At 51.9% G+C, this 15,607-nt stretch carries 13 protein-coding genes; all 13 read right to left on the minus strand.

What is annotated here, in order from left to right; all coding sequences use genetic code 11:
* Positions 1-71: 71 nt before the first annotated feature.
* On the minus strand, positions 72-1,364 hold the full coding sequence (locus NSQ73_RS30000; protein ID WP_340989882.1) for a YycH family regulatory protein: 1,293 nt from the start codon (positions 1,362-1,364) through the stop codon (positions 72-74).
* The gene (walK, locus tag NSQ73_RS30005) at positions 1,361-3,193 is read right to left on the minus strand and encodes a cell wall metabolism sensor histidine kinase WalK (RefSeq protein ID WP_042140586.1); all 1,833 of its coding nucleotides are present in this window, start codon (positions 3,191-3,193) and stop codon (positions 1,361-1,363) included. Before walK ends, NSQ73_RS30000 begins: the two co-directional genes overlap by 4 nt.
* The gene (gene yycF, locus NSQ73_RS30010) at positions 3,193-3,924 is read right to left on the minus strand and encodes a response regulator YycF (protein WP_039295853.1); all 732 of its coding nucleotides are present in this window, start codon (positions 3,922-3,924) and stop codon (positions 3,193-3,195) included. The genes walK and yycF overlap by 1 nt, the downstream gene beginning before the upstream one ends.
* Before the next feature lie 149 nt (positions 3,925-4,073).
* Positions 4,074-5,618: a M23 family metallopeptidase gene (locus tag NSQ73_RS30015; protein WP_340989884.1), complete on the minus strand. Its 1,545-nt coding sequence runs from the start codon at positions 5,616-5,618 to the stop codon at positions 4,074-4,076.
* Between the two features lie 297 nt (positions 5,619-5,915).
* A complete protein-coding gene (locus NSQ73_RS30020; protein WP_340989886.1) occupies positions 5,916-6,575 on the minus strand; it encodes a hypothetical protein in 660 nt (219 codons plus the stop codon).
* Positions 6,576-6,776: 201 nt separating this feature from the next.
* The gene (locus NSQ73_RS30025) at positions 6,777-8,063 is read right to left on the minus strand and encodes an adenylosuccinate synthase (RefSeq protein WP_042140589.1); all 1,287 of its coding nucleotides are present in this window, start codon (positions 8,061-8,063) and stop codon (positions 6,777-6,779) included.
* A 353-nt stretch (positions 8,064-8,416) separates the two neighbouring features.
* Positions 8,417-9,778: a replicative DNA helicase gene (gene dnaB, locus NSQ73_RS30030; protein ID WP_042140590.1), complete on the minus strand. Its 1,362-nt coding sequence runs from the start codon at positions 9,776-9,778 to the stop codon at positions 8,417-8,419.
* 1 nt (position 9,779) lies between these two features.
* The gene (gene rplI / locus NSQ73_RS30035) at positions 9,780-10,226 is read right to left on the minus strand and encodes a 50S ribosomal protein L9 (RefSeq protein ID WP_039295840.1); all 447 of its coding nucleotides are present in this window, start codon (positions 10,224-10,226) and stop codon (positions 9,780-9,782) included.
* Positions 10,223-12,226, minus strand: a complete 2,004-nt coding sequence (locus tag NSQ73_RS30040) for a DHH family phosphoesterase (RefSeq protein ID WP_171717762.1) — start codon at positions 12,224-12,226, stop codon at positions 10,223-10,225. Before NSQ73_RS30040 ends, rplI begins: the two co-directional genes overlap by 4 nt.
* A gap of 11 nt (positions 12,227-12,237) precedes the next feature.
* Complete coding sequence (locus NSQ73_RS30045) at positions 12,238-13,155, minus strand: DUF2232 domain-containing protein (protein WP_340989888.1); 918 nt, start codon at positions 13,153-13,155, stop codon at positions 12,238-12,240.
* 6 nt (positions 13,156-13,161) lie between these two features.
* Positions 13,162-13,464 carry a MazG-like family protein gene (locus tag NSQ73_RS30050; RefSeq protein WP_171717780.1) on the minus strand — a complete coding sequence of 101 codons (303 nt, stop codon included), beginning with the start codon at positions 13,462-13,464 and terminating at the stop codon, positions 13,162-13,164.
* Positions 13,465-13,712: 248 nt separating this feature from the next.
* Positions 13,713-14,138, minus strand: coding sequence for a CBS domain-containing protein (locus NSQ73_RS30055; RefSeq protein ID WP_039295831.1), 426 nt, complete (start codon positions 14,136-14,138; stop codon positions 13,713-13,715).
* Between the two features lie 188 nt (positions 14,139-14,326).
* Positions 14,327-15,373 (minus strand): LCP family protein, encoded by a 1,047-nt coding sequence (locus NSQ73_RS30060; protein WP_042241211.1) that lies wholly within the window; start codon positions 15,371-15,373, stop codon positions 14,327-14,329.
* Positions 15,374-15,607 lie beyond the last annotated feature (234 nt).

The following is a 15,607-nucleotide window of genomic DNA, read 5'->3' on the forward strand; positions in this document are numbered from 1 at the left end:
GCTCCTACAGTTCCAAAATCCCGCTTCGATCCTCCACGCCTTTTGTTAAATCAGCTTTGCTTTCCTCTAATCTAATTCAGCGTCAGCACACTGCCGTCACTGAGCGTCACGCGCCAGACCGGACGAAGCTGCAGCTTCTCCTCAGTCAGCGTAGGCATATAGGCGGGCGTCAGATCGGTGACCCGCAAGGAGCTGCCGATCCGGGCCAGCCGCTGCTTCAGCGCTTCACCCCCGGACAGCTCAACAATTGTTTTCTCGGACTTCTCTTCATCCATATACATCAGGGAGCGCTCATAAGAGGATACAGTCCCCTGCTGCAGCTCCAGATGGATCACACCGTACTGGAGCTGAGGATTACTCATAATCGGATAGGAGCCAGATGGATAGGCACCGTAATATTGCTGAAAGGACACCTTGCGGTCCTGCCGGCCTTCTTCTGTCGCAGCCAGCCTGTAGGTTCCGTTCCAGCCGCCATGGTTATTGACGAATTCCACCGCCTCCAGCGCATCCTTCGCCGGTGTGCTGTCCCCGTCCGGAGGTGCTGCAGGATCACTATAGCTCATCCAGTTCTGCTCCTGGTCCACCTGCAGGCTTCGTTTGCTGTCGGTGTAGATTTTGGAGCCGTCCTTCTCAGGAATATATCTTGTGCTGCCTGCATCGAAGAACAGATTGCTCTGCATTTGCTCAATGGTATACATACCCGCAGGCATCACTACCTCAACCAGCGGAATTGCTGCTTCCGGGACATAATACTCGCCGTTCACAGCGGTATAAGGCGTCAGATTCTTGCCGAAATCCACATGCTGCTGCACATCCTGAACCGTCAGGTCGGCTTTGGCCGCCTCATACACAATATCACCGCGTGTGCTGAAGAAGATGGCATGCGCTTTGGAATCATTTTTGATATTGTAAATCCAGATCCGGTCGATGCTCTCTCCTTCAAACAGCGAATCCGGCGAGATCTGCATCACCCGCTGCAGCAGCGTTACCGGAATGCCTGCCCCGAAGGACAGCTCAATGCCCGGATTCTCGCTGCGGATCTTATTCCAGTCGAAATCCTGCACGGAGCGGCGCTGGAAGCTCTCGAAGCTGCGCCCCTTCAGCCGGTTCAGAATCAGATTATAGAAGGTTGAGCTGGGATAGAAAAGCGTGTGCTTGTCCTCTCCCATATGAATGATCATTTTATCCGGGTAGAGCAGGTTCTCTACCTTCTCTTTAGGTCCCATAATATCGGTCTTCACATATTGGCTCTCCGACAATACCGCCGAATCACTGCCCGGCAGCCTGTAAATTAAGTAATAGCTCTCCACAAGGCTTCCGAGTATAAGCAGGAACAGCATCCATGACTTAATTTTCTCCTTCACGCCTCACTCCCCCTATGCTTCATCAAAGGCAGCGTGAACGTTACCAGAGAGCCTTCATTCAGCTCAGACTGCAGGGAAATGGAGCCGCCGTGCGCTTTGACAATTTCCCGGGCAATGGACAGCCCGAGACCCGTTCCGCCCATGTTCCGGGAGCGGGCTTTATCGACCCGGTAAAAGCGTTCGAAGATGCGTTCAATATCTTTCTTCGGAATTCCGATCCCGGAATCGCGTACCGAAACGGCCAGCATGCCATCCTCAGTCTTATGGGCTTCAAGCCGGATCGTTCCGCCTTCAGGCGTATATTTCAAGGCATTGGAGACCAGGTTGCCCAGCACCTGATCAATCTGATCGCGGTCCAGCCAGGCAGCGGCTACCTCCTTATGCACTCTCGTGCTGATATGAATCCGCTTCTGGCGGATCTGGAAGGAGAAGCGGTCCGCCACATCCTCCAGCATCTCGGAGATATCTGTCTGCTGAATACGCAGACTGGACTCCTTCGAATCCAGGCGTGACAGATGCAGCAGATCGGTGACCAGGCGGATCATCCGCTCCGTTTCGTTGCGGATAACCCCGACGAACCGCACGGCAAGCTGCGGATCATCCAGCGCACCGTCATCCAGCGCCTCCGCATAGCTCTTAATGGTGGTGAGCGGCGTCCGCAGCTCATGCGATACATTCGCTACGAACTCACGGCGCGACTCCTCGAGATTCTCTTGCTCGGTGACATCCTGCAGCACCGCAATCGTCCCGGCGATCCGGCCGCCATCGCGCCGGTGGATCGGGGTGAAGGTGACCCTCACGATATTCGGGTCCTCTCCGCCCATCGGAGACAGATGGAGCATTGCCGACTGCGCATTGCCCTGGGCCAGCGATCCGGACTGCTCATGGTCAAGGCCGAGCAGCTCATCGAGCGGCGCTCCCTCCGGAAGCGGCCCTTCCGCTCCAAGCATCAGGGCGGCGCGGGTGTTCATCAGAATGACTGCGCCGCTCTCATCTGTCGCTACCACACCATCACTCATATTCGCGAGGATGGAGGACAGCTTCTCCTTCTCCTCTTCATTCTGCGACAGCGCTTCGCGCAGTCTGTCCGTCATATAGTTGAATGCCTGGCTCAGCTGGCCAATCTCATCGTTGCCGAATACGGGGACCTTCCGGTTGAAGCGGCCTTCTGCCACCGCAGTGGCATGCTTGGTCATTTCTTTTATCGGATGGGTAATCGTATGCGCGAGTATAACCCCCAGCACCGCTGTCAGCGCGAGCGCCAGCAGCAGCCCCGAGAGGAATACGCTGTTAATCCGGCTCATGGTGGCATATAGATCCTTCATATCTGCGGCGATATAGATCGCCCCTACGACCTTATCACCGGAAATCACCGGCTTGGCTACAACCTTCTTGCGCACGTTGTCATCCGCAATGATATATTCCTCGTTGTCACTGATACCCTGCAAGGCACGGCTGACAACCGTCTGCGTATTGCGCCGGCCCACATAATCATTCTGTGAAGGAACAGAGGTGGTAATAATCTTGCCGCTCGCATCCAGCACCTGAATTTCTGCGCCGTTAATATACAGATTGTTCACCATGCCCCGCAGGCTTTCTACAGCAGATTCTTCATCTGCCGTGCCCGTCTCACTCCCGAACTTGTCGGCGGTAAGGATCGAGAGCATCTCTGCACGCGCCTTCAGATCCTTGGTGAAATTATCGGTCAGGGAATTCTTCATGGAGCTGACAAAGTATACGCCGATCAGCTGCATCGCAATCAGAATCAGCAGCACATAAATTACAATAAGCCTGGCCTGAATCGTCCGGAAAAAGGACAGTGCTTTCATCACAGCCCTCCGCTTTTGGGGCTATGCATCAAATAACCGAGTCCGCGCCGTGTGAATATATATTCCGGCTTGCTGGGATTCTCCTCAATTTTTTCTCTGAGCCGGCGGATCGTTACATCCACGGTCCGCACATCACCGAAATATTCGAAGCCCCAAACGGCCTGCAGCAGATGCTCCCGGGTCATTACTTTGCCGGCATGGCGAATCATATAATACAGCAGCTCGTATTCACGATGCGTCAGATCCAGCGGCTCGCCGTCCTTGTAGACCAAATACATATCCGTGTCGATGAATAAGCCGAAATGATATACCCCTTGCTTGCTCTCCACGCTTTCGTTCGGCGTTTCGGACAAGGCCGGCTTATGCTGGCGGCGCATCTGGGCTTTGACTCTGGCCAGCAGCTCACGCGTACTGAACGGCTTGGTTACATAGTCATCGGCGCCCAGCTCCAGGCCCAGCACTTTATCAATTTCTCCGTCCTTGGCGGTCAGCATGATGATCGGAATATCCAGATGTGCAGAGCGTACCTCACGGCACACATCCATCCCGTCCTTGCCGGGCAGCATCAGGTCGAGCAGCATCAGGTCGGGGCGTCTGGACAGGGCCAGCTCAACCGCACTGTTGCCGTCAAACGCACAGATAACCTCATAGCCCTCTTTTTCCAGATTGAATTTCAATATATCAGCAATAGGTTGTTCATCATCCACTACCAGAATCGTGCCCATTTGCATATGCTCAGCTTCACCTTTCTAACGATACTCAGGTCCTTGATTCCTTTATTTTAACATACCTGTACGGGCGTCACATCTAACTAAATAAAAACCGCCCGAAATTATCCGGACGGCTGGCCATTCTATAAGCGGAGCTTAAAATATATATATTATTTCAGATATTTCATAGGGTTGACCGCTGTTCCATTCTTGCGGATTTCGAAGTGCAGATGTGTTCCGGTTGAGCGGCCGGTGTTGCCCATAATGCCTATTTGGCTGCCCTGTCCAAGCTTCTGGCCGACGGAGACGGAGATTCTGCTTAAGTGCCCGTAGTAAGTAACGTATCCGTTGTTGTGATTGACGATAACCACATTACCGTATCCGCTCTGCACACCGGCAAAGCTTACCGTACCGGCATCAGCGGCTTTGATTGTACGGTTGCCGGATACAATATCCAGTCCCTTATGTGTACGTCCCCAACGCTCGCCGTAACTGCTGGATATCGTAGCTCCGGTAACCGGCCAGGCGAACATTCCCGTTCCTTCACCGACAACCTTGGTGCCCGAATAGACCACTTCAGGCAGCGAAGCCTTTACAACCGTCTGTCCGAGCCATTCTTCTTTGACCACCAGTCCATTTTCTTTGGTCAGCCTGTATTGCATCGTCTTAAGTCCCGTCTGGCCGGCACGGACCACCTTTCTTTTGCCTGCCGCCAGCTGATCGCTTTTGCGTACAATGACTTCAGGCTCTGTAACTACTTGTTCAGTTACCTGCTCCACAGTTACGACCGTAAGATCAGGCTGGGGAACCGTCAGTTGCAACTGATCCCCGATCTGCAGGCTAAGCTCCTTGACCGCGGGATTGTTGCGGAAGATATCGGCCTGGGTAATCTGGAATCTGGAAGCGATCGCAGAGACCGTGTCTCCTTCCTGAACCGAGTAGACCAGCGGCTCTTCCTTGCCTTCGGTCAGCACCTTCACGGCTTCCTCTACACTAAGCACCTTGTTGGGGTCTGCCTTGACCGGAACAATGCTGACTTCCTCGCGGATGGCCGCCGATTCCACTTGGTCTGCCTTAGCTGGTGCTGCTGCTGTCGTCTTGGCCGCCGTCTTCATCAGCTTCGCGCCAGTGGCTGCAGCCTGCGGAGTATAATGCGCCTTCACGGCCTCGAGTACCGCGGCTGCCGTCTCCTGATCCTTCACGATCCCGAGCGGTTTGCCATCAACCGTCAATTCCACGCCTACCGCATAGGCTTTGAGCATGCCGTCCAGCTTGTCCAGTGTAGCTTCGCTGTCGATCTCCGGTTTGTACGCCTCGGCTACCTCTGTCGTGATACCGCTGGTTTGCAGCACCATGACGGAATCCGGATACTTAAGCTGATATTCCCGTCTCTTCGCTTCAAACAGCTTGTTAAGGTCCGAATCCTGACTTAAAGTTCCGATCTCTTCACCTTTCACCAGCACCTTGTAGTAGGTTACTGTATTCGCCGCAACATGTTTCTTCTCCGCTCCGACTAAAAAGGTAGTCAGAAGAACCAGACCGGCAGTGGCAACAATCCATGAACGCCGGAGTCTGCGTGGTTTGGTTTCCGGCTGAAAGACCCGGGTTTCGCTGGCAGTGCTATTGCCCTGTTGACCTGCTGCACCTGACCCTGCGGATGTTTCTTCGCTGTTCCGCAGTTTCCCCATCCGGCGCATAAACTTAAAACCTTTCATGAAACTCTCCCTTTCAGTCCGCCCATACGGTCCGCCTTAGCGGATAAACTTATTTTTAGAGCCCCTTTTATATGTTGTACGTCATCTATTTATCTGTTTGCATGAGTATGAATATTGCTGCTTTTTTGGGCCCGGAAAAGGTTACAAAATATTAACCCCTCATAGTCCTTTTTTACTGTACCATAGCCTGAAGAAAAATTTCAACTTTCTTCACACAACAAAACCCGCGAAAATCGCGGGTTTAATCCCAAAATATGCGTTTTAAACAGATATACCGTGTCCAAAAAGTGACATTTTTTAATTTTGCGTGGAGGGTGCAGAATCAGGTGTAAGCATTTTCATTAAGGACTCATATTCCTCCTCATCCACATACCTCGCAATGATCTCCTGCAGTTCCTTTACTTCACTCTCTGTCAACCCGCCTTCCATAGCCGAGGAAATTTTTAGCATTTCCTCCTGCGGGAGCTTATTCATCAGAATATTGAAGATATTGGATTTCTCATCAGCGGGAAGATTCTCCTTCAAGTCGTTTAGTGCGCCTGGCGTCATTACCAGCTCCTGATCCAGTGCACGGTCACTCTGTTCTTCTCCGGCCGCCGCTTGTCCCATTACAGGCAGCGCATCCTCAGGCACCGTTTCGTCCACCTTATCCCCGGTTTCACTCGCGGGGGAATCTCCGCCAGTTCCTTTTTCTCCGTCCACCTTGCTTGAGTCTGCCTCTTTAATTGTATCCTTAGTATCCTTAGGATCCGTAGACGAGGAACTGCTGCTTCCCATCCCCGTCAGACTCTTCACGAAGCCAAGCATACCCGGCTCAGGCCCGTCTACCTTAATATCAAAGCCCGCCAGCACCGACTGGATATACGTATTGACCACATACGCAGTCGTCAGCATGGACAACCCGCTGGCCAGTACAACAATCAGACATATGCCAAGTGTCCGTTTCATTAGTTTCATCGTCATCGCTCCCTTATGCCCTGCTCTATTCAACTCCGGAGAATCAGTCCTTGGTGATCCTATTCTCCCAGTATTGACTAGAACCCGGCCCGGGAAACCTCTGTTATCCCTAGAAAGGCCGCTTAACAGCTGCCAAAACACAAAAACAGGAGCCTCCTCCGAGGCCCCTGCTCCTGTAATTCATATTCATTCTGCTTCAATCTAGATATAGATTGGCAGTACCTGATTCGTCTGTTCCCGGTTACGGCCTACGGAGAAGATAGAGATCGGAATACCTGTCAGCTCTGATACACGTTCCACATATTTGCGAGTGTTAGCAGGCAGATCGTCCAGGGTCTTCGCACTTGTAATATCTTCGCTCCAGCCTGGAAGCTCTTCATAGACAGCTTCGCATTCCGCGAGCATCTTGAGGCTGGCCGGGTAATGCGTAATGATCTCTCCGCGGAACTTGTAGCCTGTGCAGATCTTGACGGTTTCGAGGCCGCTCAGCACGTCCAGCGAGTTCAGGGACAGACCCGTGATTCCGCTGACGCGGCGGGCATGACGCACAACTACACTGTCGAACCAGCCCACACGGCGTGCGCGGCCGGTTACAGTACCGTACTCGTGGCCTGTTTCACGGATATAATCACCAGTGGCATCGTTCAGTTCTGTAGGGAACGGACCGTCGCCAACACGGGTAGTGTAGGCTTTAGCCACACCAATAACCTGTTTGATCTTAGACGGGCCTACGCCTGAACCGATGCAGACACCGCCTGCGGAAGGATTGGATGAAGTGACGAACGGATAAGTACCCTGGTCAATATCAAGCATTACACCCTGTGCACCCTCGAACAATACTCTGGAATCTGCATCAATAGCATCATTCAGCACTACCGAAGTATCCGTCACATAACCGCGCAGCACTTCTGCATACTCCAGATATTTGGTCAGAATTTCTTCTACATCCAGCGGCTCTGCACCATATACCTGAGTGATAACCTGATTCTTCTCTTCCATCAACGGACGAAGTCTCAGTTCGAATTCCTCGGCGTCCATCAGATCGGCAATCCGGATACCGTTGCGGGCTGCTTTATCCATGTAGCACGGGCCAATTCCCTTGCGTGTGGTTCCGATTTTGTTCGGACCCTTGCGGTCTTCTTCAAGCGCATCCAGCAGCATATGATAAGGCATAATGACATGAGCGCGGTCGCTGATCACCAGGTTCTTCGTATCAAAGCCATTCTCATGAATATAATTAATTTCTTGAATCAGGGCCTCTGGATTGATAACCATTCCGTTGCCGATAACACAAGTTTTTTCTTTATAAAATACACCTGATGGAATCAAGCTGAGCTTGAACTTCTTCCCGTCAATCAGAATCGTGTGACCGGCATTGTTACCCCCTTGATACCGAGCGACCACATCTGCACTCTCTGCCAGAAAATCCGTGATCTTTCCTTTGCCTTCGTCTCCCCATTGTGTTCCCACGACGACTACCGTTGACATGTTCATTCCTCCGTAGGTGCTAGCAAGCACCATTATTTTTCAAAATAGAAGAATTTATATGCTTATGCTATAAATTATCATGATTAAGCTATAAATTATCATGATTAAGCTATAAATTATCCTTCTATTTCCACGCTGAAACCCGCCGTCCCTTTATAAGGACAGCGAAGCTGTTTCCACTTGTAATATGGGCTCGGTACGGATTTCTTATGTACGCAGCCCTCCGGACACCAGGGCGGGCTAGCCCGCCAAAGCACAATAATCAGTGTAACAGCGGCACTTTTTAAAGTCAAATAAAAACGAACGATCACAGTTGAAGATGTGCGATCGTTCGTGTATTGTGCGAAATTCGCCTAACCTGCGAACGGTTCCGCATGTGCCCGCTCGTAGTTGACGAACTTGTTAAAGTTCTTGAGGAATACCAGCTCTACCGTGCCTACCGGACCGTTACGCTGTTTGGCAATGATGATTTCAATAATATTCTTCTTCTCGGTGTCCTGATTGTAGTAATCGTCACGGTACAGGAACGCTACGATATCGGCATCCTGCTCGATCGAACCCGATTCACGAAGGTCACTCATCATCGGCCGTTTGTCCTGACGCTGCTCCACACCACGGCTGAGCTGGGACAGGGCAATAACCGGAACATCGAGCTCACGGGCAATCTGCTTCAGGGTACGGGAGATTTCGGATACTTCCTGCTGGCGGTTCTCTCCGGCTTTGCCGCGGCCCTGGATCAGCTGCAGGTAGTCGATGACGATCATGCCGAGGCCTTTTTCCTTCTTCAGCCGGCGGCATTTCGCGCGGATATCTGTAACGGTAACCCCGGGTGTATCATCGATATAAATTTCAGCCTCAGACAACGACTGGATACCCATGGTCAGCTTGGACCAGTCATCATCGCTTTTGAAATCACCGGTACGCATAATATTGGCGTCCAGATTGGCTTCTGCGCAGATCATACGCTGTACCAGCTGGGGCGCCGACATTTCCAGACTAAAGATCGCTACGGTCTCTTTGGCACGGACCGCAACATTCTGGGCGATATTCAGGGCGAATGCCGTCTTCCCTACGGATGGACGGGCAGCCACAATGATTAAGTCGTTACGCTGGAAACCGTTCGTCATATGGTCAAGATCGGCAAACCCGGAAGGAATCCCCGAAGTGCCGCCCTTGTTCTGATGGAGCAGCTCCACCCGGTCGAATACCTGCATCAGCACATCACGGATGGCAATGAACCCGCTGCCGCTGCGGCGGTTAGAGATCTCCAGGATCCGCCGCTCTGCATCACTCAGCATGATGCCTACATCTTCGCCGCCCGTATAGCCTTCGCTGACAATCTGCGTTGCTGTACGGATCAGCCGCCGCAGCATCGCCTTCTCTTCTATAATCTGTGCATAATAGTCGACGTTGGCCGCAGTCGGTACTGCATGCGCCAGCTTAGCCAAGTAGCTGACACCGCCGACATCCTCAAGCTCCCCCTTGTCCTGGAGCCGGGATGTCAATGTAATCAGGTCAATCGGCTGGCTCTCTTCTCCGAGCTGCACCATCGCCTCAAATATCATCTGATGCGGTTTGTCGTAGAAGTCTTCGGTATTCACCCGCTCCATCGCGGTAATAAGCGCTTCATCCGACAGCAGAACCGCACCTAGTACGGCCTGTTCTGCCTCTAGATTCTGCGGGGGAACCCGATCGAAAAAGAGATCTCCACCCATTCTACTCCTCCGTTACCTGCACCGTGAGGTTAGCCTTTACTTCAGTGTGCAGCTTCACTGTTACCTGGAACGTGCCTACATGGCGGATCGGATCGCTCAGCTCAATCTTGCGCTTGTCGATCACGATTCCCTGCGTAGCCGCCAGCGTTTCGCCGATCTGTTTGCTGGTGATCGCCCCGAACAGACGGCCGCCTTCGCCCGCTTTGGCCTTCAGCGTCAAGGTCAGCTCATCAATCTTTTTGCCGAGCTGAACAGCTTCCTCTTTCTCCTGGTCCTTACGGCGCTGTTCCGCTGCCGCCTGGTTCTCCAGCGTCTTCACATTGCCGTCGGTAGCCGGACGAACCAGTCCGCGCGGCAGCAGGAAGTTGGCTGCATAACCTTCGGATACCTCTTTAACCTGCCCCTTCTTGCCTTGACCCTTAACATCCTTGATGAAAATGACCTTCATTCGAATAGCCCCTCTTTCGATTCAATTTCGGCCAGTACTGCAAGCAGTCTGGCTTCTGCTTCCTTAGTGGTTCCTTCAAGCTGTACAGCCGCATTGGATAGATGTCCGCCGCCCCCCAGCTTCTCCATAACCACTTGTACATTCATCCGCCCCAGTGACCGGGCACTGATGCCGATCAGGCCGTCAGGCCGCTCACTGATCACGAATGAAGCAACCACATTTGTCATTCCCAGCAGCGTATCCGCCGTCTGGGCAATCAGCAGCTGTGGAATTTTCATTCCCGGCGCAGTAACCACCAGCGCGATATGATCATATACCATCCGCGCATGCTTGATAATCTCCGCCTTGGAGATATACTCCTGCAGATCCTCCTTCAGCATGCGCTGAATCAGAATCGTATCTGCCCCGACACGCCTCAGGAATCCGGCTGCCTCGAAGGTCCGCGACCCGGTATGCAGCGCGAAATGCTTCGTATCCACCGTGATACCCGCCAGCAGCATGGTAGCCTCCAGCGGACTGAGCTTGATCTTGTCGTGAATATACTGCAGCAGCTCGGTCACCAGCTCACAGGTTGAAGATGCGTAAGGCTCCAGATACACGAGCACTGCATCATTGATGAACTCTTCTCCCCGTCGGTGATGGTCCACTACTACGATCCGGCTGGCGTATTGCACCAGCCGCGGCTCCATTGTCATGGAAGCCTTATGTGTATCTACAACTATCAGCAGCGTATGCTCCGTCATAACCTGCAGCGCCTGCTCTGTCGTGATGAAGGTCTTGTATAGCGCTTCATCCTTACGGATCTGCTCCATCATGCGGGTAATGGACGGATTCGGCGTCTCCATTACAATACTGGCTTCCACATTGTACATCTGCGCGGCCTTGAGCAGGCCGATTGCTGCACCTACAGCGTCGATATCAGGCACCCTGTGCCCCATAATCAGCACCCGGTCGCTCTCCTGCATCAAATCGCGCAGGGCGTGGGCGATCACCCGTGCCCGTACCCTCGTCCGTTTCTCTGCGGCATTGCTCTTGCCGCCATAGAAGGAGAGCCGCTGGCCCGCCTTCACAGCCGCCTGGTCTCCGCCCCGGCCCAGTGCCATATCCAGACTCGACTGGGCAAGAGCACCGAGCTCACTGGCCGATTCCGAGCCATAGGCAAGGCCTATGCTGAGCGTCATCGGCACCTTGAGATCAGCCGTCATCTCGCGGACCTCATCGAGTACAACGAACCGGCTCTCCTCCAGCGCCTGGAGACTGCGGTGGTTCAGCAGCATCAGATACCGCTCTGAAGACAGGCGGCGCAGATAGACTTCAAACTGCTTGCTCCACTCCGTAATCTCGCTGGCTACCTTCGCGATCAGCGATGTGCGCTGCTGATCGTCCATTCCCTGGGCCGCTTCATCCAGATTGTCCATCATTACAATACCGATCGCCAGCTTTTCTTCCTCATACCGCTCACGCAGGACCACCAGCTCAGTGATATCGTAGAGATAGAGCAGACGTTCACTTGGAATCACCACCACCTGATAATAACGGTCATCGACCGTGATCTCCTGGCGGTGATCCTTCAGCGCACCGTCTTTGGCGGGTTCGCGCTTCTGCGGTATATTCTTCAGAGAAGCAATGACATCGGGCATCAGCTCCTGCATATCTTCACCCACAAGAGTCTTGCGGGAGAAGATCTGGCTGGCATTGCGGTTATTCCACTCCACAGTACGGTCTTCACTGTACAGGATAATCCCTAAGGGAAGCATACTTACAGCCTCTCCTTCCACCCGTTTAATGCGGAAGGAGAGGCCGTTAATATAATCTACAAGGTTGCGGCGGAACGACAGCTCGGCCTGCAGCATGGTGAAACACAATGTGCCGGCCAGGAAGAGGCTGGCAACACCGAGGACCCAGTTATAGATACTGACCACTATAATCAGGACCAGCAGCAGCAAGAACGCCCACACGGTATGATACCCGTGCCAGCGTCTTTGCAGAAATTTTGGCATGAGCTCTCACCCTATCGTTTCGATTTCTTCACAAGCTCCCGCAGCGGAAACGCCAGATCGACAACACCGATAATCCAGAATCCCGGCAGGACGATAACAGGTATCGCCAGCAGCAGCGCTACTATCTTGCTCCACTTCCGTTCATGTATGAGGAAGAAGAGGAAACCGATGGTTTGAATCTTGAATGCGATTTGCAGCAGCGGCAGCAGATTGGCCGAGACCATCAGCATGAAGCCGCTGTCCGCACCGCCGAAGAGCAGGCTGAGCACTACGCCAAGCAGATAATACCAGATGAAGGCTCTGGACAGTCTCCACTCCCGTGCAGGCTTCAGTCTTGGCACCGCGTATTCCATGCTGTTCAGAATCGGACGGACAATGGAATGCGTAATGACAGCTATGATGAATGCGCTAAGGATGAGCGTCATCGGAATAGCCTGGATGGTCAACCAGCTCATCATGCCAATCTGATCCGATGAAATGGTGATCTCGGAGAGCAGAGGATTGCTTGCCCCCATAGTGGCCAGCCAGTCCGTATAAGTCTGCAGAACATCGTATACATAATCGTACAAGTTAAACTGCAGGAATGTAGTACTGATTAACAGAATCAGCAGGAATTCACCTAATACTGCGACCATACCGGCAATTAGCGTAGACATCGCTGATGCGCGTTTCTTATACCGGCGTCCCATTACAAGGGCCGGTATCAGGAAATAAATAGCTATCAATACGTAAAACGGTGTAATCAGGCCCACAATCAGCAGGACCGGCACTATATGCAGAATAAACTGCTTCGTGCTAAGAGTCGTAAAGAGCACAATGGCCGGGATAATCATAAACAGCGTCGTGATAAGCAGTAATGGGGTGGACAGGGATAACAGCAGCAGCAGATAAGCTATGCTCCAAGCCACAGATGTCCAGCGAAATTTCAACAGTATTCACCTCTTACGCATATGTTCTTCTAGTGCAGATATATCCTGGTACCATTCTTCCAGCTGATGGCCTTCCTGCCTGTGCTTTCTCAGCTTCTCCATCAGCAAGTCATCCAGTTCACGATAAGGGATACCAAGTCTGCGCCCCAATATATATGAGCTCATAATCAGGCTGGCCAGGCTGTCGCCTACACGGGCGGTACTGCCTTCCCACAACGCTTTGAATAACCGTGAGACTTGATCGATTACTTCGGTCTTTAACCACTCAATTACCTTGGCGCGTTTGGCCACGTCCAGGTCCTTCGGCACATTGGGCACGTCTCTCTACCTCCGGCAAAAAGCATTATTCTCCATTATAGCATAAATATTTCCGAGCCACACGGACGCCAGCCTCCCGGATCATCCGCATAGCGGATCCTTTGATCCGGGTGTAATTCATGGACTTTACAGGCACACCGGAAGGTATCTACAGCCCGCCTTTCAAAAAAGGCCCGCATTCCGTTACGCCGGAAATACAGGCCTTGGTTCCTTAAGCATTTGTCGCCATATGGATGAGGTTATAACGATTCCTGGGATTGCCGCGAGACAACCTTTTCGCAATATTCGATGATCTGACTCCGGCGTACAATACCAATGAACCGTTTCATGTCGTCAACTACAGGTACAAAGTTCTGTACTTTGGCCAGGTTAATCAAGTCCTCCATATCCGCATCAATGGATACTGGCAGATTATTCATCCGCAGCGGTACATCCTTAAGCAGATATTTGGAAGCATTCTCAAAAGTAACGGCGCCGCCCGACTCCTTCATGTACCAGAGCAAATCACCTTCTGTGACTGTTCCGGCATATTCCCCGTTCCGGTTCAGAATCGGCACTGCGGTATAGCGGTGAAACTCCATCCGTTCCAAGGTCTGGCGCAGCGTCGAATCCAGTGTAACGCAAGCTACCTCCTGTTTCGGAAGTAAAAAAAACGCAATATTCATCTCTTGATCCTCCTCAAAGAGTTCCGAAGGAATGATGCTCTACCTTCCGTGCTGCAAGGCCCACCGTAGTTATACGCCTGAGACAGCAATTCGTTCCAGTTCATTATACCATGAAGACAATAAACAGCAGCCATTAACCTTGCGGATGGCTGCTGTTTTTATGGGGGACAGAATGTACGCGTCCGCCCTTACTGGGCTGTAGCTGTAGCCGCAGGCTCCAGGGCATTCTCTGCTTTGCCTGGTTCAATTAGCTGGTCCACCGGTGTGCTGGCATTCATCCAGTTATCGATCATGGCCTTAGCTTCACTCAGATCCTCTTCATCAACAATATCGTAATACACGCCATTGATGCGTTCGCCTTCGCCCATCACCGTGAAGCTGGAGATATCCATATCCTTGCCGCCCATGAATTTCTTGGCCAGACTGATGATCGTTGAAGGCTGTATGTCTGTTTTGAAATTATCGCCCATAATATCCAGCAGCTCCGGGATGTTGCCGATTTGGCTGATTGATAACATTTTATTCGCTACCACATCGATAAATACCTGCTGGCGTTTGGTCCGGTTGAAATCGCTATCCTCGCGGTAACGGGTATAGTTAAGCGCCTCTTCACCACTGTAATTCGACTTATTGGCCTTAATGGTGAATTTCTCATGATCCGCACCTTTGTTGACAATATCCTTCTTGATCGGCAGCGGAACACCGCCAATAGCGTCAACCGCATCCTTCAGGCCCTGGAAATTAATTGTGGCATAATATTGAATATCATGTCCCAGTAATGCTTCCAAGGTATCTTTAGCCATTTGCTGGCCGCCAAAAGCATAGGCATGCGTGATTTTGTCCTTCTTATTGTCACCATGCCCGATAATTTCCGTGTAGGTGTCCCGGGGGATTGAGATCAGCAGAATCTTATAATCCTCCGGACGGATAACGGCATAGATCATCGTATCGGACCTGGCCACTTCATTGCCCCGCTGGTCTGTACCCAGGAGCATTAAAGAGAACGGGTCGCTTTTGAATACTACCGGGGCAGGTTTAACCGTTGTGGTAGTTGTACCGTTATTCTCCAAAGGCTGGTAGGATTCTTCCGCCAGCTTGGTTTCCACCTGATCCGACAAAAAGAGGTCAAAGGCCAGCACCGCGAGCGGCTTCTGGAACAAAAATCCTCCGGCTACAATGACCAGGGCTACAATGAGTGCAATGTATCTTTTCTTCAGTTTTTTTATTTTTTTCATAATTATAATTCCTTCTTTATGGTGGATTGTACATATGATTGCCGTGCTCTATTTACAATGCCTGCCTGGACTTTCAGACAGTCATGACTGGGCTCTTCTTGCTGCTATGCGCTGCCCTGCTTAAGGATATGGTTCCCCCTTTCCGGGATTCGGGTCGTTCTAATTGTAGAATAAACCTGGAAAACTGCTTTGACACATAAACAATATTTCTATTGTAATCACTTCACACCTAAA

The organism is Paenibacillus sp. FSL R10-2736, assembly GCF_038000245.1.
Taxonomy (GTDB): domain Bacteria; phylum Bacillota; class Bacilli; order Paenibacillales; family Paenibacillaceae; genus Paenibacillus_AQ; species Paenibacillus_AQ phytohabitans.